The 25,018-nt window shown below is 68.2% G+C and carries 27 protein-coding genes; 7 read left to right on the top strand and 20 right to left on the bottom strand.

What is annotated here, in order from left to right; all coding sequences use genetic code 11:
* Positions 1-7: 7 nt before the first annotated feature.
* The 7 genes from AC4GYU_RS11975 to AC4GYU_RS12005 all read right to left on the bottom strand — a co-directional run bounded on the left by AC4GYU_RS11975 (position 8) and on the right by AC4GYU_RS12005 (position 7,871).
* Complete coding sequence (locus AC4GYU_RS11975) at positions 8-1,258, bottom strand: class I SAM-dependent methyltransferase (protein WP_491087180.1); 1,251 nt, start codon at positions 1,256-1,258, stop codon at positions 8-10.
* A gap of 111 nt (positions 1,259-1,369) precedes the next feature.
* Entirely contained in the window at positions 1,370-2,722 is a 1,353-nt protein-coding gene (locus AC4GYU_RS11980; protein ID WP_491087181.1) for a cryptochrome/photolyase family protein, read from the bottom strand.
* Between the two features lie 42 nt (positions 2,723-2,764).
* Positions 2,765-3,718, bottom strand: coding sequence for a metal-dependent hydrolase (locus AC4GYU_RS11985; protein WP_491087182.1), 954 nt, complete (start codon positions 3,716-3,718; stop codon positions 2,765-2,767).
* Positions 3,719-4,381 carry a polyamine aminopropyltransferase gene (locus AC4GYU_RS11990; protein WP_491087183.1) on the bottom strand — a complete coding sequence of 221 codons (663 nt, stop codon included), beginning with the start codon at positions 4,379-4,381 and terminating at the stop codon, positions 3,719-3,721. It lies immediately after the preceding gene.
* Positions 4,378-4,785, bottom strand: coding sequence for a hypothetical protein (locus AC4GYU_RS11995; RefSeq protein WP_491087184.1), 408 nt, complete (start codon positions 4,783-4,785; stop codon positions 4,378-4,380). Before AC4GYU_RS11995 ends, AC4GYU_RS11990 begins: the two co-directional genes overlap by 4 nt.
* Entirely contained in the window at positions 4,782-5,801 is a 1,020-nt protein-coding gene (locus tag AC4GYU_RS12000; protein ID WP_491087185.1) for a 2-oxoacid:ferredoxin oxidoreductase subunit beta, read from the bottom strand. Before AC4GYU_RS12000 ends, AC4GYU_RS11995 begins: the two co-directional genes overlap by 4 nt.
* An 84-nt stretch (positions 5,802-5,885) precedes the next feature.
* Entirely contained in the window at positions 5,886-7,871 is a 1,986-nt protein-coding gene (locus AC4GYU_RS12005) for a 2-oxoacid:acceptor oxidoreductase subunit alpha (RefSeq protein WP_491087186.1), read from the bottom strand.
* Positions 7,872-7,951: 80 nt separating this feature from the next.
* Here AC4GYU_RS12005 and AC4GYU_RS12010 point away from each other — a divergent pair, with 80 nt between their 5' ends.
* Positions 7,952-8,878: an alpha/beta hydrolase gene (locus AC4GYU_RS12010; RefSeq protein ID WP_491087187.1), complete on the top strand. Its 927-nt coding sequence runs from the start codon at positions 7,952-7,954 to the stop codon at positions 8,876-8,878.
* A 103-nt stretch (positions 8,879-8,981) separates the two neighbouring features.
* The gene (locus AC4GYU_RS12015) at positions 8,982-9,533 is read left to right on the top strand and encodes a hypothetical protein (RefSeq protein ID WP_491087188.1); all 552 of its coding nucleotides are present in this window, start codon (positions 8,982-8,984) and stop codon (positions 9,531-9,533) included.
* 35 nt (positions 9,534-9,568) lie between these two features.
* Here AC4GYU_RS12015 and AC4GYU_RS12020 read toward each other — a convergent pair whose 3' ends face one another.
* Positions 9,569-10,585, bottom strand: coding sequence for a DUF1176 domain-containing protein (locus AC4GYU_RS12020; RefSeq protein ID WP_491087189.1), 1,017 nt, complete (start codon positions 10,583-10,585; stop codon positions 9,569-9,571).
* Positions 10,586-10,659: 74 nt separating this feature from the next.
* Between AC4GYU_RS12020 and AC4GYU_RS12025 the strand changes: the two genes are divergently transcribed.
* The gene (locus tag AC4GYU_RS12025; protein ID WP_491087190.1) at positions 10,660-11,133 is read left to right on the top strand and encodes an RNA pyrophosphohydrolase; all 474 of its coding nucleotides are present in this window, start codon (positions 10,660-10,662) and stop codon (positions 11,131-11,133) included.
* A gap of 57 nt (positions 11,134-11,190) precedes the next feature.
* On the opposite strand, the gene AC4GYU_RS12030 is transcribed toward AC4GYU_RS12025, so the two are convergent.
* The 8 genes from AC4GYU_RS12030 to AC4GYU_RS12065 form a co-directional block, all read right to left on the bottom strand.
* Entirely contained in the window at positions 11,191-11,514 is a 324-nt protein-coding gene (locus AC4GYU_RS12030) for a hypothetical protein (protein ID WP_491087191.1), read from the bottom strand.
* A 128-nt stretch (positions 11,515-11,642) separates the two neighbouring features.
* On the bottom strand, positions 11,643-12,173 hold the full coding sequence (locus AC4GYU_RS12035; RefSeq protein WP_491087192.1) for a superoxide dismutase family protein: 531 nt from the start codon (positions 12,171-12,173) through the stop codon (positions 11,643-11,645).
* Positions 12,174-12,286: 113 nt separating this feature from the next.
* Positions 12,287-12,712: an ExbD/TolR family protein gene (locus AC4GYU_RS12040; protein ID WP_491087193.1), complete on the bottom strand. Its 426-nt coding sequence runs from the start codon at positions 12,710-12,712 to the stop codon at positions 12,287-12,289.
* Positions 12,713-12,735: 23 nt separating this feature from the next.
* On the bottom strand, positions 12,736-13,224 hold the full coding sequence (locus AC4GYU_RS12045) for an ExbD/TolR family protein (protein ID WP_491087194.1): 489 nt from the start codon (positions 13,222-13,224) through the stop codon (positions 12,736-12,738).
* A 91-nt stretch (positions 13,225-13,315) separates the two neighbouring features.
* Positions 13,316-14,176, bottom strand: a complete 861-nt coding sequence (locus tag AC4GYU_RS12050) for a MotA/TolQ/ExbB proton channel family protein (protein WP_491087360.1) — start codon at positions 14,174-14,176, stop codon at positions 13,316-13,318.
* 67 nt (positions 14,177-14,243) lie between these two features.
* On the bottom strand, positions 14,244-14,927 hold the full coding sequence (locus tag AC4GYU_RS12055; protein WP_491087195.1) for an energy transducer TonB: 684 nt from the start codon (positions 14,925-14,927) through the stop codon (positions 14,244-14,246).
* A gap of 187 nt (positions 14,928-15,114) precedes the next feature.
* Positions 15,115-15,543, bottom strand: coding sequence for a dihydroneopterin aldolase (locus AC4GYU_RS12060; RefSeq protein WP_491087196.1), 429 nt, complete (start codon positions 15,541-15,543; stop codon positions 15,115-15,117).
* Positions 15,540-16,268: an SDR family oxidoreductase gene (locus AC4GYU_RS12065; RefSeq protein WP_491087197.1), complete on the bottom strand. Its 729-nt coding sequence runs from the start codon at positions 16,266-16,268 to the stop codon at positions 15,540-15,542. Before AC4GYU_RS12065 ends, AC4GYU_RS12060 begins: the two co-directional genes overlap by 4 nt.
* A gap of 64 nt (positions 16,269-16,332) precedes the next feature.
* On the opposite strand from AC4GYU_RS12065, the gene AC4GYU_RS12070 reads away from it, so the two are divergent.
* From AC4GYU_RS12070 to AC4GYU_RS12080, 3 genes are read left to right on the top strand one after another with little or no spacing between them, the layout of a single operon-like run.
* Positions 16,333-16,881, top strand: a complete 549-nt coding sequence (locus AC4GYU_RS12070) for a DUF1285 domain-containing protein (RefSeq protein ID WP_491087198.1) — start codon at positions 16,333-16,335, stop codon at positions 16,879-16,881.
* A complete protein-coding gene (locus AC4GYU_RS12075) occupies positions 16,878-17,468 on the top strand; it encodes a CoA pyrophosphatase (RefSeq protein WP_491087199.1) in 591 nt (196 codons plus the stop codon). Before AC4GYU_RS12070 ends, AC4GYU_RS12075 begins: the two co-directional genes overlap by 4 nt.
* The gene (locus AC4GYU_RS12080) at positions 17,459-18,637 is read left to right on the top strand and encodes a CCA tRNA nucleotidyltransferase (RefSeq protein WP_491087200.1); all 1,179 of its coding nucleotides are present in this window, start codon (positions 17,459-17,461) and stop codon (positions 18,635-18,637) included. The genes AC4GYU_RS12075 and AC4GYU_RS12080 overlap by 10 nt, the downstream gene beginning before the upstream one ends.
* Positions 18,638-18,845: 208 nt before the next feature.
* Here AC4GYU_RS12080 and AC4GYU_RS12085 read toward each other — a convergent pair whose 3' ends face one another.
* The gene (locus AC4GYU_RS12085; RefSeq protein ID WP_491087201.1) at positions 18,846-19,457 is read right to left on the bottom strand and encodes a LuxR C-terminal-related transcriptional regulator; all 612 of its coding nucleotides are present in this window, start codon (positions 19,455-19,457) and stop codon (positions 18,846-18,848) included.
* A gap of 346 nt (positions 19,458-19,803) precedes the next feature.
* On the opposite strand from AC4GYU_RS12085, the gene AC4GYU_RS12090 reads away from it, so the two are divergent.
* A complete protein-coding gene (locus tag AC4GYU_RS12090) occupies positions 19,804-20,604 on the top strand; it encodes an outer membrane protein (protein WP_491087202.1) in 801 nt (266 codons plus the stop codon).
* Between the two features lie 168 nt (positions 20,605-20,772).
* Here the strand turns inward: AC4GYU_RS12090 and AC4GYU_RS12095 are convergent, their stop codons facing one another.
* The 3 genes from AC4GYU_RS12095 to AC4GYU_RS12105 form a co-directional block, all read right to left on the bottom strand.
* Positions 20,773-22,104 carry a L,D-transpeptidase family protein gene (locus AC4GYU_RS12095; RefSeq protein ID WP_491087203.1) on the bottom strand — a complete coding sequence of 444 codons (1,332 nt, stop codon included), beginning with the start codon at positions 22,102-22,104 and terminating at the stop codon, positions 20,773-20,775.
* 139 nt (positions 22,105-22,243) lie between these two features.
* Positions 22,244-22,597 carry a response regulator gene (locus AC4GYU_RS12100; protein WP_491087204.1) on the bottom strand — a complete coding sequence of 118 codons (354 nt, stop codon included), beginning with the start codon at positions 22,595-22,597 and terminating at the stop codon, positions 22,244-22,246.
* Positions 22,598-22,633: 36 nt separating this feature from the next.
* Positions 22,634-25,018 carry a hybrid sensor histidine kinase/response regulator gene (locus AC4GYU_RS12105; protein WP_491087205.1) on the bottom strand — a complete coding sequence of 795 codons (2,385 nt, stop codon included), beginning with the start codon at positions 25,016-25,018 and terminating at the stop codon, positions 22,634-22,636.

The raw sequence follows: 25,018 nt of genomic DNA on the forward strand, positions 1-25,018 counted from the left end.
CAGGCGCCTAGGCGCCGCTGCGAACCATCGAGACCTGCGCGACGTCGATCCCGCCGCCGCGGAAGCCGCCTTCGCAATACATCAGATAATAGCGCCACAAGTCGTGGAATTCGGGGCCGAACTCGTCGAGTCGGCCAGCGTCGACGGCGGCGTCATAATTGGCCCGCCAGACCTTGAGCGTTTCGGCATAGTCGATGCCGAAGGCGTGGCGGTCGCTCCAGCCGAGCCCGCGCTCGGCCGCGAGGGAAGCGAAGATCGGCTCGCTCAGCAGCATCCCGCCCGGGAAGATATAGGTCTGGATGAAATCGGCGCTTCGGGCATAGGCCGCGAACAGCTCGGGCCGGATCGAGATATATTGGAGCGCCGCGCGGCCGCCAGGACGGAGTGCCGCGGCGATGGCGTCGAGATAGGTCGGCCACCAGCGCTGCCCGACGGCCTCGACCATCTCGACCGAAGCGACCGCGTCATAGCTGCCGCGATGCGCGCGATAATCCTCGAGGAGGATGGTGATCCGGTCTGAGAGCCCCTCCTCGGCGATACGCCGCTCGGCCCAGGCCTTCTGCTCGGTCGAGAGGGTCAGGCCGGTGACGATCGCGCCGCGCCGGGCGGCGGCAATGGCCAGCGCACCCCAGCCGCAACCAATCTCGAGCAGCCGGTCGCCCGTCCGGAGTTCCAGCCGATCGAGCAGGGCCGCGATCTTCTGGTCCTGCGCGGCTTCAAGGCTTCCCGCCCCTGCCCAGAGCGCCGCGCTATAGGTCATCGAAGGATCGAGCCAGGCGGCGTAGAAATCGTTGCCGAGGTCGTAGTGGGCGGCGATATTCTCGCGCGCCTGGACCGGGGCATTGTCACGCCACTGGTGCGCCATCCAGTTGACGAGGCGGAAGAGCCCCTTGGCCCGTGCCGTCCCGCCGAGGCTGGCGGCGTTGCGCATGAAAAGATCGAACAGCGGCACCGGGTCGGGCGAGGCCCATTCGCCGCGCGCCCAGGCCTTGTACCAGCCGACGCTGCCGCTGGTGGCGAGGCGGACGAGCGCGCGCCAGCTCTTGAGCTCGACCACCGGCTCGGGACCGGGCGCATGGAAGCCGATCTTGCGGCGGGTGCCGTCGGGAAGGGTCGCGTGGATGCCGCCCTCGCGAAGCCGCTCGTGAAGCGTGTCGAGAAGCCGTGCGAAGGCCGGGGCCGCGAGCCGACCGAGAAGACCAGCGCCGGTGGCGAAGCCGCGGTCGGCATTGAGGAGATGAGCGCCGCGGGTGGCCATGGCTTCGACTAGAGCCAAGCAAGGTCCATATTCAACTCGTTCGTGCTGAGCGAAGTCGAAGCACGTTTGCGCGAATGCCCTTCGACTTCGCTCAGGGCGAACGGATTGGGACTAAGAGGTGCGCGCCTTGAACGCCGCCAGCGCGCGCTCGCGCGCTTCCTTGTGGCCGATCAGCGGCTCGGGATAGCCGTCGGGCGCCTTCCCCCGGCCCCAGGGATCGTGGATGTCGGCGTCCGACAGCTTCGCCAGCTCGGGCACCCACTGGCGAATATAGTCGGCGGCGTCGAACTTCTCGCTCTGCGTCAGCGGGGCCATGATCCGGTAGAAGGGCTGGCTGTCGAAGCCGGTCCCGGCGACCCACTGCCAGTTCTGGCTGTTGTTGGCGTAATCGGCATCGACAAGGCAGTCCCAGAACCATTCGGCCCCGCGCCACCAGTCGATCAGCAGATGCTTGACGAGGAAGCTCGCGGTGACGAGCCGCGCGCGATTGTGCATCCAGCCTTCCTGCCACAGCTGGCGCATGCCGGCGTCGACCAGCGGAAAGCCGGTGCGCCCTTTGGTCCAGGCGACGAAGTCGGCGTCGGCGGCCTTGCCGTGGCGGGTCCTGAGGCCGAGCGGCCGCTGCGATTCCTCGCCGATCGCCGGGTCGGACAGCATCATGTGGCAGCTGAAGTCGCGCCAGGCGAGCTCGCGGTGGAACTTGTCCCCGCCCTTGCGGCCGAGCGCGTGCCACACCTGACGCGGGCTCAATTCGCCATGATGAAGGTGCGGCGAGAGGCGGCTGGTCGCTTCGGCGGCGGGCAGGTCGCGCTTCGCCGCATAGTCGCCGGCATGATCGACGAAATGGCTAAGGCGCTTCTCCGCCCCCTTCGTGCCCGGCTCCCAGTCCGAGAAGCCGCCGGCCCAATCCGGCTTGGTCGGAAGCAAACTCCACGACGCGAGATCGTCGCTCTCGGGCAGCGCGTCCGGTCGCGACAGCCTCGGCGCCGGGACCGGCGCGGGCGGCGGGAAATGCGCATGGAGCGCGCGGTAATAAGGCCCGTAGATCTTGAACGGCTTGTTCGCGCCCGAGCGGATTTCCGACGGCTCGTAGAGCACGTCGCCCTCGTGGAGCATGACGAAGTCGCCCTTCTCGCACTCGGCCTCGCGCCACCAGGGCTCATAATGGCGATTGGCGTGGATGCCCCCGGCATTGACCTCCCGCGCAACCTTGCGAACGACGTCGGCCGAGCGGCCCTTACGAAGGATCAGCGTCGAGCCGAGTTTTTCCAGTTCCTCGGCGAGCGCGGCGAGGCTGTGGTGAAGCCACCAGCGCGAGGCGCCACCCGGCTTCCACTTGCCGGGCGTGTCATCATCGAGGACGTAGAGGCCGAACACGGGCCCGCAGGCCGCCGCAGCGACGAGCGCGGGATTATCCTTGGTGCGAAGGTCCTGCCGGAACCAGACGATTTGCGTGGAAGCCATGGCCGCTTGAACGCGGGCCCGGGCCAAAGGTCACTATGCCCTTCAGGGGGTATCGAGCGGAACGAGGAAGCTGGTCGGCGCACGGCGGCGGACGGCGGCGGGGATCCGATCGTCGGTGAAGGCGCGATAGTAACGCTGGTCGGTGAGATAGGTCCGCCCGCCCTCCTCCACCACGATCGGCATCCGCGACCAGTAGAGGAAGGAGCGAACCGGTCGCCGCTCGGCCCGGGCCTTCAGGAAGGCCGGATCATCCAGCCGCAGCGGGCGGCGGGCATCGCTCAGGACGAGACCGGCGGGGCCGAAGCTTCCCTCCCCCCAGTCGGTCGCGCTGCGCCACGCCATGCTGCGCTCCCAAAAGGCGATCGGCGGGGGGCTGGCGACGATGACGGTCGGTTCGATCCCGCGGGCGACCAGCGCGTCGCGGGTCAGCCGCTCGGCGCGCATGCTCCAGACGAGGTTGCCGCCGATATAGGCGAGCATCAGCAGCCCCGCGACGATCGCCGGACGGCCGGGGTTCGGCTTCCCTTTCCGCCAGCGGCGCGACGACAGGGTGATGCCGGCGACCAGCAGCACCCAGTAGACGAGGTCGATGATGAAGATCGCATTGCCCGAATACCAGCCACGGTCGAACGGCAGGTAGAGGTTCACCGCATAGGTCGTCAGCCAGTCGAGGAAGGGATGGCTGAAGGTCGCGAGGAGCACGACGAGAAACAGCGGGCCGGCGCGGAACGGCTCGGTCCCGGGCTTTCGCCACAGGCGGTCGAGGATCCACAGGAGAGCCACCGTCGCGGCGGCCATCAGTGGCACGAACAACAAGGCGTGGGTCGGGCCACGGTGGAAGGCGATATTGTCGACCGGTAGGAATAGCGGCGCGAAGACGTCAATGTCGGGCGCATTAGCGCCGAGGATGCAGCCGAGCAGCCCGAATCGGCTGGCACGCTTCAGCCCCATCTGCCCGAGCATCGCGCCCGCCAGGCTGTGCGTCAGATTGTCCATTCAGGCCCTGGCGAACCAGATGACGTGGCGCGGGCCCTTGCCGTTCTGACGCGCACGGACGACCACTTCCTCTGTCCGGAAGCGTGCCGCCTGGAGCGCCTTGGCGAAGCGCGGATCGGGGCCGGCGGACCAGATGGCGAGGAGCCCGCCATGCCGGAGCGCGGCCTTGGCCTCGGCCAGCCCACGGCCGTCGTAGAGCCCGTCATTGCCCGGCCGCACCAGCGCGTCGGGGCCGTTGTCGACGTCGAGCAGGATCGCGTCCCAGCCGCCCTTTGCGATCTCCTTGGCGACATCGCCGATCGCTACCCTCACCCGCCGGTCGTCGAGGCAGCCGGCGGTCAGCTCCTTCATCGGGCCCTTCGCCCAGTCGATGATCTGCGGCACCAGTTCGGCGACGGTGACCTCCGCGTCCCTGGGCAGAGCGGCAAGCGCCGCGCGGAGCGTGAAGCCCATGCCATAGCCGCCGATCAGCCAGCGCTGCCCCGGGCGGCTCCCGAGCCGTTCCGCCGTGAGGGTCGCAAGCGCTTCCTCCGAGCCGCTCATGCGCGTGCTCATCAATTCCTCGCGTTCGACCAGGATCATGTGGTCGGCGCCGCGCGAATAGAGATGCATCTCGGGCCCGCCGGGAATGCGCGCGGAGGCGATGAGGGTGCGGGGGATCATCGCGCTGCCGCGAAACAGGTCTGGTCTTGCTCGGTGGCTTCGCCCGAACGTCCAAGTCCGAGCCGCGCAACCTGGGCGGTACTGAAGCACGGCTGGCCGGGTAGCGACCAGTCCACCACGTGCCAACCTCCGGCCCGTCGCTCGACAAGCAGGGCCAGGCGGCGGCGAACCATCTCGCCATGCATCCAGATCGTGCCCTCGAACCGGGACGGCCCCGTCACCCCCGCAACGCGGTCCCGGATCGTGAATGTCGTCCGGTACGGATAGCGCATGCAGATTTCGTCGGCCGGACACTCATCCGGACCCCACACGCCTTTCTCATAGTCGGCAATCACGACGGCCCCTGTGGCTGGCTGCCCGGCAGGCTGGGTGGAGAGCAGGGCCGCAAGGAGCAGGCCGATCACTCCGCCCGCGGCTCCTTCTCGACCATCCAGCTCTGCCCCTTGGCGACGAGCGCCTGGAGATCGGCCTTCTTGCCCGCGGCGGCGCTCTCGTTTTGCTCGAGTACCGCGGCTTCGAAGGTCGGGGCGGGATCGTCATAGATGACGCCCAAGGCGACCGGGAAGCCGACCGGCGGCATCTCGACGAGCATGTGCGCGATCGAGCGGTTCTTCGGATTGTGGACCAGCACCGCCGGATCGTCCCCGGCGACGACCTTGAGGCTCAGCGTCTCGAGGTCGAGCGCGAGGCCCTTGGTGCCGTTCGACCAGGTCATCCGCTCGCCCGGCTTCAGCCACAGCTGCATCTCGGCCGCGACATCGCGCGCGGTGAAGGGCGCGAAGACGTCGTCATTGTAGACGACGCAATTCTGGAAGATCTCGACGAAGGCGGTGCCCTTGTGGGCGTGGGCGGCCTTGAGCACGTCGGGAAGCGACTTGTGGACGTCGATCCCGCGGGCGACAAAGCGGGCACCGGCGCCAAGCGCGAAGGCGCAGGGACGCGCCGGCCGGTCGACCGAGCCAAACGGGGTCGACGGGCTGCGCGTGCCGATCCGGCTGGTCGGCGAATATTGGCCCTTGGTGAGGCCATAGATTTCGTTGTTGAACAGCAAGAGCTGGCAATCGAGGTTGCGGCGCAGGAGGTGCATCGTGTGGTTGCCGCCGATGCTCAGCGCGTCGCCGTCACCGGTGATGATCCACACGTCGAGGTCGGGATTGGCGAGCTTGACCCCCGTCGCCACCGCCGGCGCGCGGCCGTGGATGGTGTGGAAGCCGTAGGTCTCCATGTAATAAGGAAAGCGGCTCGAGCAGCCGATGCCGCTCACGAACACCGTCTTCTCGCGCGCGACCCCGAGGTCGGGCATGGTCCGCTGCACGGCCTTCAGGACCGCATAGTCGCCGCAGCCCGGGCACCAGCGGACTTCCTGGTCGCTCGCCCAGTCCTTGGCGGTGGTCTTGTCGATGGTGGTCAGGTCATTCATGGTTTCAGCGCCACAATAGAAGATAGACGAGCCCCAGGACCACGATCAGCATCGCGATCAGGGCACCGGGGTTGAGCGGCTTCATCAGCGAACCTCGGCCGCGTGCGGGTGGCCGGTGTCGCGGCCGCTCTCGGGCTCGGGCAGCTGGGTGCTGTCGGCGCCGAGGTCGCGCGGCGGGCAGCCGGCGAGCGCGTCGCGGATCGCGGCCTCGATCTCGGCGATCTTGAACGGCTGGCCGCTGATCTTGGTCACGCTCTTCGCATCGACCAGATATTGATCGCGAAGCACGGTCTTGAACTGGCCGGTATTCATCTCCGGCACGATCACCGCGTCGAAGCTGTGCAGCAGCTCGCCGAGGTTGCGCGGCAGCGGCCAGATGTTGCGGACATGGACGTGCGCCACATCCTCGCCTCGAGCCAACAGCCGTTTCACCGCCTGGTGGATCGGACCGAAGGTCGAGCCCCAGCCGACCACCCCGACTCGCGCGCCAGCCTTGCCGAGGCACACGTCCTGATCGGGGATGTCGTCGGCAATACCCATGACCTTGTCCTGGCGAAGCTTGGTCATCTCGGCATGGGCCTGGGGCGAATAGTCGATGTCGCCGGTGCCCGGGCGCTTCTCGATCCCGCCGATGCGGTGGAGCAGGCCGGGCGTGCCGGGCTTGATCCACGGCCGGGCGAGCTTCTCGTCGCGGGCGAAGGGCTGGACCTTGCCACCTTCGTCACGCGGCGCGTCGCTTTCGCTCGCATGCGCCTTGGGGAAGGCCACATAGCCGCTCATGTCGGGCACCTTCCACGGCTCGGCGGCATTGGCGATGTAGCCGTCGGTCAGCAGCATCACCGGGGTCATGTAGCGGGTCGCGATGCGCACCGCCTCGATCGCGCAGTCGAAGGCGTCGGCGGGAGAGCGGGCGGCGATGACCGGCATCGGCGCATCGCCATTGCGGCCATAGACCGCCTGATAGAGGTCGCTCTGCTCGGTCTTGGTCGGGAGGCCCGTCGAGGGGCCGCCGCGCTGCGAGTTGACGATGACCAGCGGCAGCTCGGTCATGATCGCAAGGCCCATCGCCTCGGTCTTGAGCGCGATGCCCGGGCCCGAGGAGGAGGTGACCCCGAGGCTCCCGGCATAGCTGGCACCGATCGCGGCGCAGATGGCGGCAATCTCGTCCTCGGCCTGGAAGGTGGTGATCCCATATTCCTTGAGGCGCGACAGATGGTGCAGCAGCGCCGACGCCGGGGTGATGGGATAGCCGCCGAAGAACATCGGCAGCTCGGCGAGCTGCGCGCCCGCGACGAGGCCGAGGCCAAGCGCTTCGGCACCGGTGACGGTACGATAGAGGCCGGGCTCGGCCGGCGCGGCGTCGATGTGATGCGGACGGAAGGCCGCGCCCATCTCGATCGTGTCGCCATAGGCATGGCCGGCGTTGAGCGCGGCGATATTGGCTTCGGCGAGCGTCGGCGCCTTGGCGAACTTGGTCTTGAGCCAGTCGACGATCGGGCCGCGGTCACGGTCGAACATCCACAGCGCAAGGCCGAGCGTCCACATGTTCTTGCAGCGCAGCGCCTCCTTGTTGCCGAGGCCGAACGGCTTCACGGCATCGAGGGTCAGCTGCGAGATGTTGAACTTGACGAGCTGCCAGCGCGCGAGGCTGCCGTCCTCGAGGGGGTTCTGCTCGTAGCCCGCCTTGGCGAGGTTGCGGGCCGAGAATTCGCCCTCGTCGGCGATGATCATGCCGCCGTCGCGAAGCGCGGCCACGTTCACCTTGAGGGCGGCCGGGTTCATCGCGACGAGCACGTCGGGCTGGTCGCCCGCGGTCTCGATCGAGGCCGAACCGAAATTGATCTGGAAGGCCGAGACGCCGAAGGTCGTCCCCTGCGGCGCGCGGATCTCGGCCGGGAAGTCGGGGAAGGTCGCGAGGTCGTTGCCAGCGAGCGCGGTCGAGAGCGTGAACTGGCCCCCGGTCAGCTGCATGCCATCGCCGGAATCGCCCGCGAACCGGACGACGACATTCTCGGGCGGCGCATCGCTGTGCGCTTCTTCGGGGGTAAGCAAATGGGTGGCCGTGGCCATGAGGAGTCCTGCGCGTCAAAAGAAGTTAACGCGCATGTAGCGCGTGGAATTGCCGCCGTCACCACGATAGGGCGCGAAACATGACCTCTCCCTTTGTCCGTCCCGACGTTGCCGCGCTGCTCGAAATCGCCAACCGGCCCGGGGCCAAGCGGGCGGTCGATGTCGGGCTGGAGGGCGCGCGGGGGATGCTTCATGCCAGCCGCAAGATGTTCGACGCCGAAACGGGTCCACTAGCCGTGCTGCGCGACATCCCGGGCGGCCCCTGCCCGATGCGGCTCTATGATGCGCGGGCCGAGCGCGGCGAGGGTCCGGTGCTGGTCTTCTACCATGGCGGCGGCTTCGTCCTCGGCGACCTCGACACGCACGAGCCGCTCTGCGCCGAGATCGCGCGGCTCATGGACCTTCCCGTGGTCAGCGTCGACTATGCCCTTGCGCCCGAGCATCCCTTCCCCGCCGGGCCCGAGGACGCGATCGCCGCCGCGCGCTGGATCGCGACCGGCCCGGCCGAACTCGGCCTGTCGGTCACCGGCCTCATTCTTGCCGGCGACAGCGCGGGCGGCAATTTCACCATCGTCACGGCTCTGAGCCTCCGCGACGCGCCCGCGGCGGTGCCCGTGCTGGCGCAATGGCCGATGTATCCGGCGGGCAATCCCACCAGGCATTATCCGAGCCTCGATGCCTTCGGCGAAGGCTATCTCCTCAGCCGCGCGAGCATGGCCTGGTTCGATCAATGCTATCGCCCCGACGGCAAGGACTGGCGCTACGATCCGCTGCGCAAGGACCAGGCGGGACTTCCGCCGACCCTCGTCGTCACCGCCAGCCTCGACCCGATCCGCGACCAGGGCCGGGCCTATGCCGCCGCCTGCACCGCGGCCGGGGTCCGCACCCTCTATCTCGAGTGCGAGGGCACGATCCACGGCTTCCTCAACCTCAGGAAGGCGCTGCCGAGCGCGCAGACCGACCTCGAACTGTGCGTCGCCCATTTGAAGCTGCTGCTCGCCCGCTAGCCTCGGCCTGCCGGACAAAGCGCCGAGGCGAGGAACTGGCGCCCCCTGCGCTTCGCTCCACCAGCGCCGGCAAGTAGGCCGGTGCTTAAGCGGAGGATCACATATGCAGGGCAACATCGTCTCGGCCGTCTTCGACAATCGCAGCGAAGCAGAGCGCGCCGTTCAGGAACTGCGCAGCGCCGGCGCGGACCATGAAAGCATCTCGATCGTCGGCCAGCATGACGGCGACACCGCCGCCTCCTCCACGACCACCCCCGAAGGCCATAGCGACGAGCCGACCAGCTTCATCGCCAAGGCCGCCGCGGGCTCGGGCATCGGCGCCCTCCTCGGAGTCGCCGCGCTTGCCATTCCGGGCGTCGGGCCGCTTGCCGCCGCCGGCGCCATCGCCGCTGCCGCGGTTCCGGGGGCGGCCGTCACCGGCACCGCGCTCGGCGCTGCCGCGGGTGGTCTCAGCGACCTCTTCAGCAGCCACGGCGTCAGCCGCGAGGACAGCGACTATTATGGCGAGCGGGTGAGCCAGGGCGGAACCTTCGTCTCGGTCGACACCGAGCGCAGCGGCCTGTCGCGCAACCAGGCCGAGGACATTCTCTACAATGCCGGCGGGCACAGCAGCAGCCGGGCCCGTTCGGCGGGCGCCGCGACCACCGCTTACTGACCAATATCCGGGCGGGGGGCCTTCGGGCTCCCCGCCTACCGGGTCACGACCCGGGCGCGGAAGGTCCGGATGACATCGAAGGCCATCCGGCAATCGTCCATGGCGCTCGCTTCCACCACCCGGAAGCGCGCCCCGTCCCATGCATAGTCGTACCAGATCCCGCAGTCGCCAAGGCCCCGGCCCTTGAACCCCGCGAACAAGCGCCGCTCCTTCGGGTCCCAGCCAAGATTGTAGATCGGCTGCCCCGCGACCTCGTCGACGAAGTTGGGAAGGAGGTCGAAACGCGCTTCGACCGGACGGCCGCCGTCGGCGACGACGAAGGCGCGATAGAGGATATTGTAGGCCCCGCTGATGCAGTCGAGTCGGACCAGCAGCAGGCTGTGGCGCGCATCGAGCCGGTCCATCCTGACATGATCGCTGTCCTGCTCGACGTCGCATTTCTCGGCCCGCATGAGCCGGGCGGTGAAGGCGCGGTCGATCCGTGCGGGCGCGCGAGCCGAGGGGGCTGCGGCGACTACCACGGGCAAAGACGGCGGTGGCGGGACGGCCTCGTTCGCCTTCGCGCCCGGGCGGGCGAGCGCGCCGACGGTCCCCACCCTTCGTTGCGCATCGTCCATGAAGAGCAGCGCTGCGGCCGCGCCCTTGACCGGCAGCGGCCCGAGGTCCTTGCCGTCGGGCCCGATCAGCCGCGCCTGCCGCGCGTCGCGCAGCGCCCGGGCGAGGGCGAACGACTGGTCGGCCGCGATGGTCACGAGGTTCGAACCGTTGGTCCAGCGGGTGAAGCGCAGCTGGGCGCGCCTGCCATCGATCGACAGATCCCCGAACGTCGCCTCCTCGCCGAGCGGATTGACGACGATTTCGGGAATGGCGCCGGGCGCGCCCGAGCGGCTGATCGACAGGTTGGCGCCGCCGTCCTCATTCTTCGGCGCATAGGCCATGGCGGTGCAGGCCCGGCCATTGTCGCAGCCCACCACCCAGTCATCGAAGCTCCGAAGGGCGTTGGGTGCGGGAGGCGCGGCGGCGAGCGCGGCCGCAAGGAGCAGCGACATCATCGCGCGATGCTCGCACCGCTCTTGCCGCGTGGCAATGGATTGCGCGGGCGCGCTGCTTTGCGCATGGCGGCGCCATGGCCAACAGCGAATATCGCCGCGGAGTCGGCATCATGCTCCTCAATGCCGACCGCCAGGTGTGGGTCGGACGGAGGATCGACCGGACCGACGAGGCCTGGCAGATGCCGCAGGGCGGGATCGACCCCGGCGAGGAGCCGTGGGAGACCGCGCTTCGCGAGCTGGAGGAAGAGACGGGCATTCCGCCCCATCTGGTCGAGCGCCTGTCCGACGCGCCCGAGCGACTTCGCTACGACCTCCCCGAGGAAATTCGCGGCAAGCTCTGGGGCGGCAAATGGAAGGGGCAGGAACAGGACTGGTTCCTGTGCCGCTTCCTCGGCCATACCGACGACGTGAACATCGCCACCAAGCATCCCGAATTCGATGCCTGGAAATGGGTCGACGCGCCGTCGCTGCCGGACCTCATCGTCCCCTTCAAGCGGGACCTTTACCGGCAATTGCTGGTGCATTTCGGGATGCACCTCGAAGGCTAGGCGCCCGGCCTCCCCGCCGCCGCGAGCGGCAAGGAGGCGCGAGCTTAAGGTCCTTCCTCAGGCGGTCTGCTTTGCGCCCATCGCTTCGGCGAGCTTGCGGACCTTTTCCGCGACCTTGGGATCGTCGGCGCGGTCGGCGGCCTTGGCGGTATCGGCTCCGATATTCTCGAGCAGGGTCTTGAGCTTTTCGCCGTCGGGAGCGTCATCGTTGAGCAGCTTCTCGAGCCGCTCGAGCTCCGAGGCGAGGCCCTTCGAACCGGTGAAGTCGGCCTTGCGCACCTGCTCGGCCCATTCGCCGGCAAGCTTTGCGCCCTGCTTGGCGCTGGTATTCTCGATGCCCTTGTCGAAGGCATTCTCGGTGGCGACGAAACGCTGCGGCATGATCGACTCCCATGACTGGCTGGGACCCTGAAGGGGTCACCACACCGTTCAACGAAGCGTGCGCCGCATCGCCGCTACGGGCTAAGGGGCAGCGACGGTCGTGGAACCGATCGCCGCCCCCTGCCCCCTCAGCCCGCCGGGCTGAGCACCGCGCAGGCGACCCGGTCGCCGCTGTTGCCACTCGGATCGGTGACATTGTCGTCCTCGCCGGCATGGACCACCAGCGCCGAGCCATCGGCATCGCGGAGCGCGGCGAGGCTGGCGCCGTTCAGCACCACCGTCTCGCGCAGCGTGCCATTGGCCGCGACGGGCACGTTGGGGAGGTCCCCGCCGTGCGGGCCGGCGGGATTGGCGAGGCCATGCTTGCGGCTGGTCGGGTTCCAGTGGCCGCCCGCACTGGTGAAGCCCGGCGGATCGCAGCGGCCGGTCGTGTGGACGTGGAGCCCGTGGCGCCCCACGCTGAGGCCATTGCCTTCGATCCGGAAGCTGACCGCGCCCGGCGTCTCCCACATGCGGACGGTGCCGATCGCCTGGCCGCTCGTGCCGACCAGAGGCACCGAGACCGCGTCCGCCGGGGCATCCATCGGGGTCGCGCAGGCGCCGAGCATCAGCGCGCCGACCCCGGCCATTCCCAACCCTGCGAGCGTCGATCGTGTCATCTGTTATTCTCCTTCGCCGCCACTAACGAGCGACAATGAAAAAAGGGCGGCCCTTCCGTGGAAGGACCGCCCAGGATCATTCGGGATGGTTCCCGAAAGTCATATTCACCGGCTTAGAAGGCCTTGGCGTAGGCCTCGTTGCCGACGAAGCCCATCTTCGACACCGCCGCCTGCTTGGTGACGACGAGCACCTCGTCGACCGTCTCGTAGCGGGCATTGGGTTCAGGCTGCAGGTGAAGCTCCGGGACCGGGTTCATCTGCTGCGTGATGTCGAGATACTGGCGAAGCTGCACCAGGTTGACCGGAGCGCCGTTCCACAGGACCGCGCCGTTGGCCGCAACCACGATCTTATTCTTGACCGGGTCGATCACCTGGTTCTGCGGCGGATTGCCCTGCGGCAGGTCCAGCTTCACGGCATGGGTCTGCGGCGGGATGGTGATGATCAGCATGATGATCAGCACCAGCATCACGTCGATCAATGGAGTCGTGTTGATCTCCATCATCGGCTCGCCTTCGGAGTTATTCGAAGTCGTCTGCATCGCCATGAGGCGTGTTCCTTTTCTTACAGACGGGTCACGGCCGCACCGGGCGGCGGCTCGCTAACGAAGCCGACCCGCGCGAAGCCCGCACGCTGCATCTGGTAGATGGTCCCGCCGATGCACTTGTACGGCGTGTTCACGTCGCCGCGGATATGCACTTCCGGCATGGTTTCCTCGGTGAGGTTCTCGGCGCCGCCAGCCTTCGCAATGGCGTCCTCGAGCTTCTTCACCGCCGTGTCGAGCAGCGCCTGGGAGTCGATCGGCTTCATGCCGAGATAGACTTCGCAGGAATCGCCCGCACCGCCACGAACCGTCAGTTCGACGTTTTCGGGCTTGGTCTCGCGCACTTCGTAAACAGTCTTCGGAAGCGCGATCGGAACCGTCTCCACCACCACCGGGACGGCGATGAGGAAGATGATCAGCAGCACCAGCATCACGTCCACGAGGGGCGTGGTGTTGATGTCCGACATCGGGACGTCGTCGCCGTCTTCCTTGCCGACACTCATTGCCATGGGATCAGATTTCCCTCTTCAAACGGATACACTGGACGAAGGTGGGGCCGGGCATGTGCGTCAGCAGACGCCCGGCCTCCTGAACCAGTGCTTAGCGGCGATCCACCGTGGTGGTGCCGGTGCCGCCGGCCTGCGCGCCGGTCGACGTCTGACCGCTGGTCAGCGGCTGGGTGCCGGCCGGGGTCGGAGCGGCGGCCGAGCGGGTCTGGGCGCCACGGGCGACCGAGGCCGAACCGGCGTTCGGAGCAGCAGCGGCGAGAACCGACGGCTTAACCTTGCCTTCCGACATGATGTAGCCGTGCAGGTCGTTGGTGAAGGCCGCGAGGTCTTCCATGATCGACTTGTTGCGGCGGATCAGCCAGTTGTAGGCGAGCACGGCCGGAACCGCGACGACGAGGCCGAGGGCGGTCATGATGAGGGCTTCACCGACCGGGCCGGCGACGGCCGAGATCGAGGCCTGACCCGACGAGCCGATCTTGATCAGCGCGCGATAGATGCCGACGACGGTACCGAACAGACCGATGAACGGCGCGGTCGAACCGACGGTCGCGAGGAAGGCGAGGCCTTCGCCGAGACGGGCGCCGATGCCACCCTGCGAGCGGGCGAGGCTGTTGGCCATCCAGTCGTGCTGGTCGATCGGGTTGGTCAGCTTGCCGTGCTGGTCCTGGGCGACGAGGGCGTCGTCGACGATGGCGCGGTAGGCGCTCTTGGCGTCGAGCTTGCCGGCGGCGTCACGCAGGTTCGGCGAGTTCCAGAAGCTGGCCCGGACCTTGTTGCCTTGGCTGATGATCTTCTGCTGCTCGAAGAACTTGGTGAACAGGATGTAGAAGGTGCCGATCGACATGCCGACCAGGATGATGAAGGTGGCGATCGAGATGACGCCGCCTTCCTTGAGGGCCTGGACCAGACCGTAGGGGTTGTCCCCGGCGGGAGCGGCCGCAGCTGCAGCCATCAGAGTGAGGAAAGTCATAGTGCGAATTCCTTAACTGGAAAGCGTGAGATCAGGAGCGACGTAATTACTATTCCGCCGGCAGGACCCAGCGGATGCTTCCGCTGAACGAGTCGGTCGTCTTGGCTCCGCTACTGTCAGTCGCCGGCGTGAAACGTGCGCGGCTCTTGATCAGGCGACAGGTCGTGGCGTCGAGCGAGCTCGAACCCGACGAGCCGGTCACCGAACAGTTGGTCACGCGGCCGTCCGGACCAATGTCCAGGCGGAACCGGGTCGTGCCCTGCTGCTCGTTGCGGATCGCGTCTTGCGGATAGTCGTCGTCAGAGATGTACGAGGCGAGGTTCGCCCGTGCCTTGGCCGGCTGCACCCGGACGGGCGGAGGCGGCGGCGGCGGCGGCGCGGGGGGCGCCGGCGGTGCGGGCGGAGCCGTGTACGTGATCGGCGGATTGGGCGGCGCCACGTCCGTGGTGGTCACGGGCGGAGGCGGCGTGTTGGTCCGGACCAGCGGCGGCGGAGAGACCACCGGGGGCGGGACCTCCTGACGCGTCTCTGGCGGCGGGGGCGGCGGCTCCTCAGGCGGGGGCGGCGGCTCCTCTTCCACGTCGAAAGTCTTCAGATCCTCAGCGGCCTTTTTAACGACATTGTAGGCAAGGCCGGTGATGATCGCATATCCGAGCAGCACATGCAGCAAGGCGACGAAGACGATCGAAACCGTCTTGTTCCCGCTCATCTGCCTGCGATTGGCGTATGACATCCTGCCGCAATTCTCCTCAGGGTGCCCCTATCATCCAGAATGAATTCGCGCCTGGTTAGGAACGCTCCTTCGATCTGGCAGGCCGACGTATCAACATATCATCGGCGGGGTCGGCGCGCTTCCTTAATGTGGCCTCAATGGCGGTGCAATCATATTGTTCCGTCTCTGCAACCGCTTGCCAAGCGACTTACGGGGCAGACCCGGAAAAACTGGAGATTTCAACGCCTACGGCACGGGCGTTCGGGTACACGTCGGGCTTGGACGTGGCCACCCGCAAAGCCTTCACTCCGTCGCGCGCGGCAATCCATTCATAGATTTCGCGAATGAGTGTCTCCTGCAGGTTGAAACGGCGCGAACCGGCGATTCGCTCGATCTCCAGCTTGAGGTGATCATAGTTCCACGCGTTGGCCGCGGCGTCGTCCGCGGGCGTCTCGACATCGCTCAGCCAGACCTCGACCGTGATCAGCAGCCGCTGTGGCGTCCCGACCTCGAAATAGTGGAAGCCGATGTCGGCCATCACCGCCAGCTCGTGGAGGAAGATCTTGGCCGAGCGGATCGCCAGCGCCGGCGGGACCATCCCGTCGAGGCGCGGCGTGAAGGGCAGAATATCGCTCATTGTTGGTCCGGTCGAAGAAATTGAACATCGCGCGGCAGGCGCCAGAAGCGCTGGCCGCCATCGAGCACGAGCGTCTCGCCGGTGATCGTCGGCGAGTCCACCAGAAAGCGCAGCGAACGGAGGACGTCGGCGGGCTCCACGCCCCGCCCGAGCGGGTTGAAGCCGTGCATGGCCGCGAAATTCTCTTCGCTCTGCCCTTCCGACAGCAGCATCAGCGCCGGGGCGATCCCGTTGACCCTGACCCCTTGCCCGGCGAGCTCCTGCGCGCTCAGCGCGGTCAGCGCGGCAAGCGCGGCCTTGGACAGCGTGTAGCTCAGGAAATCGGGGTTGGGCGCGGCAAGCTTGGCGTCGAGGATATTGACGACCAGCCGGTCGCCCTCGCCGCCCGCCGCGGCGAAGGCGGCTGTGAGAAGCGCCGGCGCTGCGACATTCACCGCCATGTGCGCCGCCAGCTCGTCGGGCGCGAAGTCGCCAAGCCGGTCGGGGGCGAAGCGCGCGGCATTGTTGACCAGAAGCGACGGTGCCGAGGGACAGGCGCCGAGGATGGCCGCGGCGGCCGCCTTCCCGTCGGCAAGGTCCGCGGCGACGGCGATGGCGCCCGCGGGCACGTCGTCGCCGTCCTGGCGGACATGGGCGACGACCTGCCAGCCGTCAGCCAGCAGCCCTTCGGCCAGCAGTCGGCCGACCCTCTTGCCGGCGCCCGTCACGATTGCGACCTTGCTCATCGTCTCCCGCCTCTAGCGCGCGGCCTTGCGGAAACAAGGCGGCGGGCACATCTCACCGCCGCTTATGCCAGAGACCCGCCCTCCCCTCGACATCAGCCGCCTGTCCCTGTCCGAGATCGAGGCCGCGGCGGCCGCGCATCGCCGGCCTCCGGTCGAGCAATGGAACCCGTCCCACTGCGGGCACAGCGGGATGCGGATCGACCGCGACGGTCGCTGGTGGCACGACGGCCGGCCGATCGAACGCGCGGCCCTCGTCCGCCTCTTCGCCACCGTGCTGCGGCGCGAGCCCGACGGCAGCCATGTCCTCGTCACCCCGGCCGAAAAGCTCGACATCGACGTCGAACTCGCTGCGCTCCGCGTAACCGCCATGACGCTCGAGGGCAGCAGCGAGACGCAGCGCATCGCAGTCCAGCTCAACAGCGGCGAAGCCTTCGTCCTCGGCCCCGACCATCCGCTCAGCGAGCGCGAGGGCCTTCCGCTCGTCGCCGTGCGCGGCGGGCTCGAGGCCTCGTTCGAGCGGCCGGTCTATTACGAACTCGCCGAGCTGGCGCTCGCCAGCGATCCCCCGGGTGTGTGGAGCGACGGGCGTTTCTTCGCGATGGGCGCCGAATGAGCATCGCCGGGCGGCTTCGCGCCGCGCTCGACGCCCCTCCCCCGCTCGACCTCCTCGCCGGCGACCTCGTCGAGGGCCATGGCGACACGGCGCTGACCCCGGCCGCCGTGCTCGTCGCCATCACCCGGCGGGCCGAGCCCGGCGTGCTGCTCACCGTCCGCCGTGAGCATCTCCGCACCCATGCCGGCCAGATCGCCTTCCCCGGCGGGAGGATCGACCCCGGCGACCGCGATCCCGCCGCCGCCGCGCTTCGCGAGGCGCATGAGGAGATCGGCCTGCCCCCGTCCGCGGTCAGCCTGTGGGGCCCGGCCGATCCCTATCGCACCGTCACCGGCTATTCGGTCGTGCCCGTGCTCGGCGAAGTCGATCCCGACCTTCCGCTCGTCCCTCAGGAGCAGGAAGTCGCCGACTGGTTCGAGGCGCCGCTTGCCTTCCTCCTCGATCCCGCCAATCAGCGCGCGATGCACGCTACCTACGAGGGTCGCCGCCGGACCTATTACGAAATCCCCTGGGAGGGACGACGGATCTGGGGCGCCACCGCCGCCATGCTGGTCAACCTGTCGAAGCGGCTCGGGTCATGGACCTGAGCCCGCTCCACGCCATCGTCGGGCGCCCCGGCGCCTCCGCCATGTTCGCGGCGCTCGGCCCGGGCGAGGCGCGGCTGGTCGGCGGCGCGGTCCGTGACGGCCTCCTCGGCCAGGCGGTCGCCGACATCGACCTCGCCACCGCGCTTTCGCCCTACGAGGTGATGCGACGCTGCGGCGCGGCGGGAATCAAGACCATCCCGACCGGCATCGCCCACGGCACCGTCACCGCGATCAGCAGCGGCGAGACGTTCGAGATCACCACGCTCCGCGCCGACGTCGACACCGACGGCCGCCACGCCACCGTCGCCTTCACCGACGACTGGCGCGAGGACGCCGCCCGCCGCGACTTCACCATCAACGCGCTCTACTTCGACCCCGCGACGGGCGAATTGCACGACTATTTCGGCGGCACCGCGGACCTTGCGGCGCATCACGTCCGCTTCATCGGCGAACCGCTCCAGCGCATCGCCGAGGATCATCTGCGGATCCTGCGCTTCTTCCGCTTCACCGCCCGTTTCGCCAGCACCGTCGATGCCGAGGGCCTCGCGGCCTGCGCCACCCGCGCCAACGACCTCATGGCTTTGTCGCGCGAGCGGATCGCCGACGAATGGCTGAAGACGCTCGCCCTCCCCGATCCCGCCCCGACCATCGCGCTGATGCTGTCGAACGGCGTGCTGAAGCCTGTCCTCCCCGAGATCGCGCCCGAAGCCATTGCCCGGCTCGAGCGGCTGATCGCGGCCGAGCGGGCGGCCGGGATCGCCCCCGACGCGCTGCGCCGCTTCGCCGCCTTGCTCCCCGCCGATGCCATGCTCGCCGACAAGGTCGCGGCTAGGCTCAAGCTCAGCAACAAGGCGCGCAAGCGGATGGCCTCGGCCGCGACTGCCGACGTCGCCGCGCCGCCGCGCGCGCTCGCTTATGAGATTGGGACCGTGGAAGCGCAGGACCGGCTCCTGCTCGCCGATCGTCCGGACGAGGCCGCGGGCCTGTCGGGATGGATCGCGCCGCGCCTCCCGATCGGCGGCGGGCAGCTCATCGCGCGCGGTCTCACCCCCGGCCCGGTGGTCGCACGGACGCTCAAGGCGATCGAGCGGCGCTGGATCGACGAGGCCTTTCCCGACGAGACCCGGCTCGAGCAACTGGTGACCGAAGCCCTCGCCGCGGCGGGCTGATTTTCAAGAATCGCAGGCATGCGTTGTGCCGGCCGCAGGCGGGCTTGCGACCGGCACGTTGCGTTCCGAGCGGCGGGGAAGCGCGCCTCGGATCATCCGGCGGCCCTCAAGGGGGAAGCGGGCCGCACGAATGGCTATGCTCGGCATATGCGGCGCGAGGGCGTTGGTCGAAAGCTGGTCTTAGGACCAGTGTCGCCCGCGATTGGTGCTAGAGGCCGGCCTCGACGGCGAGGCGGATGAGGTCGGCGCTGGTCGGCACCCCGAGCCTTTCCATCAGCAGCGCCCGGTGCATCTTCACCGTCTTCTCGCTGATCTTCAGCTCCCACGCGATCTGCTTGTTGAGTAGGCCCTTGGCGATCAGTTCCAGCACCTGGCGCTGGCGCGGCGGAAGCGTCTTCACCGCCAGCACCGCACGCTCGCGGCGACCGGCGAAGACCGCGCTGCTCTCCTCGCCAAGCTCGACCTGGCTGCCGAGGAACCAGGCGAGCTCGCCATTGGTGTCGAACAGGGGCGTCACCAGCACGGCATTGCGGAACGGCGTGCCGTCGCGCTTGTAGTTGAGGATGTCGACCAGCACCGCCTTGCGGTTGCGGACGCCTTCGCGGATCCGCTCGGTCAGCCAGGGCTCGGTCGCCGCGCCCGACAGGAATCGGCAGTTGCGGCCCAGGATCTCGCTCTCGGGATAGCCGGTCAGCGCACAGAAGGCCGGATTGGCGACCTCGAGCGGATTGTCGGCTTTTCGGGGATTGCTGAGCACGGTTGCGATGGGACTTACTCCCACCGTTTCGAGCAGTCGTTCTTCATCGATCGAAGCCAGCATCAAGGCTCCTCCGCGCTTCCCCTGTAACAGGGCTCTACACCGACACACCGGGGCTGGCGAGAACCAAATCCGCGTTGCGGGACCGGCCGCCGACCGATGAAACGAAGCGGGCGAAAACCGCTTTTCTTAATCTGCATCGCCTTTCGTCCGCTTGCCAAACGGCAAAAAGTCATTGCGGTTCCGCAACTTGGGACTGCAAATGGCGGCCAGTCGCCGTTGCGCACTGTTGCAGGATTGTCACGCTCGGTCGCTGTCGGTCGTTCAGCTTTCTCTTGAGCGAAACTTTGCACATGCTCTACAGGTTCGAGGCGCCATCAACACTAACTTCGAGCGAGAAGGGGAAAGCATGCGCAAATACCTACTGGCAGCCGCCGCAGCGGCCGCCATCACCTCGCCGGCCATGGCCCGCGACAAGGCGGGTTATGTCGGCGTCAGCGCTGGTCCGATGATCGTTGAGGACATCAATGTCGATGTCACCAACGCCGCCGGCCAGGAGTTCAACGACTACCTGAACATCGACCACAAGACTGGCTACGACGTCGACGTCAACGCCGGTTACGACTTCGGTGCGATCCGCGCCGAAGCCGAAGTCGCCTACAAGCGCGCTTCGCACGACAGCTACCTGCTGAACGGCGTGACCTTCGACGGCGACGGCCGCTCGAGCTCGCTGTCGGTCATGGGCAACGTCCTCCTCGACTTCGGTTCGGATGACAGCTGGCAGGGCTTCGTCGGCGGTGGCGTCGGCCTCGCCCGCACCAAGGTGCTCGACGCCAAGGACAGCGGTTTCGCCTGGCAGCTCCTCGCTGGCGTGCGTTACCCGGTCAGCGACAACATCGACCTCGGCCTGAAGTATCGCTTCTACAATCACGACATCAGCGACGACGTGGACTTCCGTCCCGACGCCGCCCAGTTCGGTGATGGCGATGCCCGCTTCCGGTCGCACTCGCTGCTCGCGAGCCTGACCTTCAACTTCGGTGGCGTCGTGCCGCCGCCGCCGCCGCCGCCGCCGCCGCCGCCGCCGCCGCCTCCGCCCCCGCCGCCTGCCACGCAGACGTGCCCGGACGGTTCGGTGATCCTGGCGACCGACGCGTGCCCGGTTCCGCCGCCGCCGCCGCCGCCGCCGCCGCCCGCTCCGGAGCGCGGCTAAGCGGTCGGGAGCAGGACTTCGGTCCTGCTCCGGCTACTGGCAAAGAGACGGGGTGGAGCCTCATTGGCTCCGCCCCGTTTTCTTATCGGGGCCACCTTGCGCAGGGTCACGAAAAAGGCCGGGGGATCACTCCCCCGGCCTTTTGCCGTTCCGCCTGGGCGCCGGTCCTTACGGCGCCGGGCGCGCCACGCTGGTATAGGCCGTCGACGCCGCCAGCTGCAGGTCGGGGCGACCGTCCCAGCCGTAAGCATCCTTGCGCATTGCCAGCTTCCCATCGGCACCCGGCTCGGCGGTAAGATAGGTCAGGTAGATGGGCACGCCCTGCTGGAGCTGGACCATCTGCTCGGGATCGCTCCCGCTCATCGCGGGCTCGCGGCCCATCAGCCAGCGCGCGAAGCGGCGGGCGTCCTCGAGCCGGATGCAGCCGTTCGACAGGTGGCGATCGGCCTCCTTGAACTTCTCCTTGGCCGGCGTGTCGTGAAGATAGATGTCCTGCCCGCTCGGGAACGGGACCTTCAGGCGACCCATGCTGTTCGCAAGGCCCGGCTTCTGCCGCACCCGGATGCTCTCGGGATTGTCGATGACCTTCTGCCAGTCGACCTGGCCAGCCGGAAGCACCGTCGCATCCGGGCCCCAGCCGCTCATCACCTCATAGCCACGCGGCTTCAGATAGCCGTCGCCGCCCCTGAGCGCGCCCGGCGCCACCGTCTTGTGAATGAGGTTGGGCGGCACGTTCCAATAAGGGTTCAGCGTCACATAATGGATGATGCTGGCGATCATCGGGGTCTGCAGCTGCGGCGTACCCACGACCACCTTCATCCGGTCCACCGGCTGGCCATTCTCGTACATGGTCAGCATCGCATTGCCGATGTCGACCATGACGAAGCGCCCGCTCGCCGGCAGGAAACGGGCCCGCTCGAGGTTTGACGAGAGGCTGGTGTCGGCGGCGGTCATTCCGCTCGCCAGCGCCGCCTCGCGCAGCGCGCGATAGGTCGGGTTCACGTCGGCCATCTTGTCGATCTGTGCGGCAAGGTCGGGCGACGCCGCCGTGGTCAGCAGGATCTGGTCGGGACGCGCGGCGGGCTTCAGCAGCGCATAGCCATAGACGACGCCCTTGGGCGGGGTCCGCAGGAACTGCATGTAGCTGACCCAGGCCTTGGACAGGGTCAGCTCGGCCGCCTTGGCCGCCGCCGCATTGCCCGGGGTCGCCGAGGCGATCGCCGCATCGACCTGCGCGGCGAGCGCCGGGCCGGCGGTGAAGCCGTCGATCGGCGCGCGCTTGAGGATTGCCGACAGGCGGCCGGCGGCGGCGCGGGTCGCATCGCTGCGGAACCAGATCGGGGCATCGCCGTGATTGTAGTAATAAGCCTCGACCGGGTCGGACGGGGCGACGCGGACGACCGGCGCAGGGGGCGGCGGCGCGGGCTTTTTCTTGGCCTCGGCCGCGGCGGGCATCAGCGCCATGGTCAGGACAGAGGTCGCGAGCAGAAGCTTCTTCACTGGGTAAACCCCCGTACAGTCAGTTGGTTGACCTTCTCTTTAGGCCAAGCCGACTGACGGGCAAGTGAACCGCGACGAGTGGAGTCGTGAGGCGGCGATCCGTGGCAGGAGTGCGACCGAATGGTCGCACGAAGGGGCTTCAGGCGCCCGCCTGCTCCAACACCGGCTGGATCCGGTCGATCGTGTAGGGCTTCTCGAGCAGCGGCGCGTCGGCGAATACCGCGGGGGGCGGTTCGACATGGCCGCCGCTGGCGATGACGAAGGGAACGCCCCGCGCGCGGAGCGCCTCGGCCGCCGGCCAGACCAGCTCGCCCTTCAGATTGACGTCGAGGATCGCGATGTCGAACCCGCCTTCCTCGCAGCGCGCGAGCGCGTCGGGAAGGTTGTCGCAGCTCGCGTGGATGCGATGGCCAAGAGTCTCGAGGAAGTCCTCGAGCATCATGGCGATGAGGGGTTCGTCTTCGACGACGAGGATGTCACGACCGTGGCTCACTGCCCGGGCTATTACGGCACCGGCACGGCTGCGCAACTAAATTCGGCGCGATGCCAACACTTTATGCGCTGCCTCGGAGAGCTCCTGCACCGAGAAAGGCTTGGGAAGAAAGGCAACATTGTCGATGTCGATCGATCTTCGGAGCTGTTCCTCGGCATAGCCCGACATGAAGAGGATGGGCAGTTCGGGGCGCGTCTTGCGGGCTTCGCGGACCATCGTCGGCCCGTCCATCACGGGCATCACCACGTCGGAGATGAGGAGGTCGATCGGCTCGCCGCGATTGACGATGTCGAGCGCTTCCTCGCCATTTTCGGCGGTGAGCACCGTATAGCCCTGGCGGGTCAGCGCGCGCTCGGCGACAGTCCGGACCATCGGCTCGTCCTCGACGAGCAGCACGGTGCCGGTGCCCCAGGTCTCCTCGGCCGGCTTGGGCGCAACCACCGCGGCCTTGGCCCGCGCGCCATCCTCCTCCTGGTGGACCGGGAGATAGATGACGAAGGTCGTCCCCTCGCCCACCTTGCTGGCGGCGAAGATGAAGCCGCCCGACTGCTTGACGATGCCGTAGACGGTCGACAGCCCGAGCCCCGTCCCCTTGCCCACCTCCTTGGTGGTGAAGAAGGGCTCGAACACCTTGCCGAGCACCGCCGGCGGGATCCCGCAGCCGGTGTCGGAAATGCTGAGCGCCGTATAATCGGCGACCGGCAGGATGTCGGAGCCGAGCTCGGCCACCTGGTCGGCCCGCACCGCATAGGTCTGGATGGTGAGCTTACCCCCGCCGACGCCGGCCATGGCGTCGCGGGCATTGACCGCGAGATTGACGATCACCTGCTCGAGCTGGCCCGGATCGGCCCGCACCGCGCCGAGGTCGCGGCCATGCTTCACCTGCAGCGTCACCGTCTCGCCAAGGAGGCGCTTCAGGAGATGCGACACTTCGCTGATTACGTCGGGCAGCTGCAGCACTTGCGGCCGCAGCGTCTGCTGGCGCGAGAAAGCAAGCAATTGCCGGGTCAGGCCGGCCGCGCGGTTGGAGTTCGACTTGATCTGCTGGATGTCGTCATAATCGCTGTCGCCCGGCGTATGGCGCATCAGCATCAGGTCGCAGTGGCCGATGATCGCGGTGAGGATGTTGTTGAAGTCGTGCGCGACGCCGCCCGCCAGCTGCCCAACCGCCTGCATCTTGGTCGCCTGCGCGACCTGCCGCTTCAGCTTGGCTTCCTCGCTATTGTCCTTGAGCAGGAGGAGCACGCTCGCCTCGCCGAGGTTGCGAAGGCCCGCGATGGTCAGCGCGACGGGTTCGCCCGGCTGGTGCGACAGGCGGACCGCAAGGTCGCCCGACATGGCCGGGCCGCGGCTGTTGCGGCGCACCGCATCGGCCACGGCCGCCTTGTCCTCCTTGACCACAAGGTCGCTCGGAAAGGCCGGAAGCGGCCCCTCGCCCAGGGCCGCGGCGCTGCGGAAGGCATGATTGCTGGTCAGGAAGCGCCCGTCTCGGTCGACCAGCGCGAGGCCGAGCGGAAGAAGGTCGAGCAGCGCCTGGAGGCTGGCCGGCTCGCCGAGGCTCGGCGCTTCCCCGGTCGCGAACAGCATGGTGATGCCGGCGGGATCGCCCGAACCCGGCTCGGCGGGAATGTGGAGCATCCGCAGGATCGGCCCTTCCGGCCCCTCGGCGACCAGCCGGACCAGACCGTCACCGGCCCCTTCGAGCAGATCCTCGATCCGTTCGCGTCCCCGCTCGCGGCAGCGGGTGCGGCGCTCGAACATGGCATTGGTCGCCGCGATACGCCCGTCGCCGTCGACCGCCGCGGCAAGCACCCCGGCCTGGCCGAGAATCTCGCCTTCGAGCCCCTCGAGCCGGCGGACGAGTACGGTCAGCCCCGAGCGCCGCGGCCGGGGAAAGCGCCAGAGGAGAAGGTCGCGGCCGTGGCCGACGCGGGCGATCTCGACCGCCAGCGGCCCGTCGGCGGTGACGAGGCCCGACACCGCCCCCTGCCCGTCGCGCCAGGCCTGGTCGCGTGCCACCGCGAGTGCGGCGCCCACCTCGAGATCGGGATCGACCGCATGCGGGCCGGGAAGTGCGGGAAAGCGCTGGCGATAGGCCGGATTGACCGCAAGCAGCCGCCCCTCCCCATCGGTCAGCGCCGCCGGATCGAGGCAGAGGCCGAGCCCCGCCGCGACCAGCGAGAAGTCGGTTTCGCCCGCCGGTGCGGCTTCGGCCAGCGCCTCGGGGGCCCGGCGTCGCCAGCCGATCACCGCGGCCACCAGCACGCCCGCGCCGAGCGGCAGCGCAAGCCAGGGATAGCCGGCCGCGACGGCGATCACCCCGACGCTCAGGAGCGTCAGGCCGAGGAGGACGGGAAGCAGCCACGGCTCGCCCCGAGGGACGGGATCAGCGTCGATCGCAGCGAGCCGGGCGTGCAGCAT

The organism is Sphingomonas sp. SP2 (assembly GCF_058313385.1).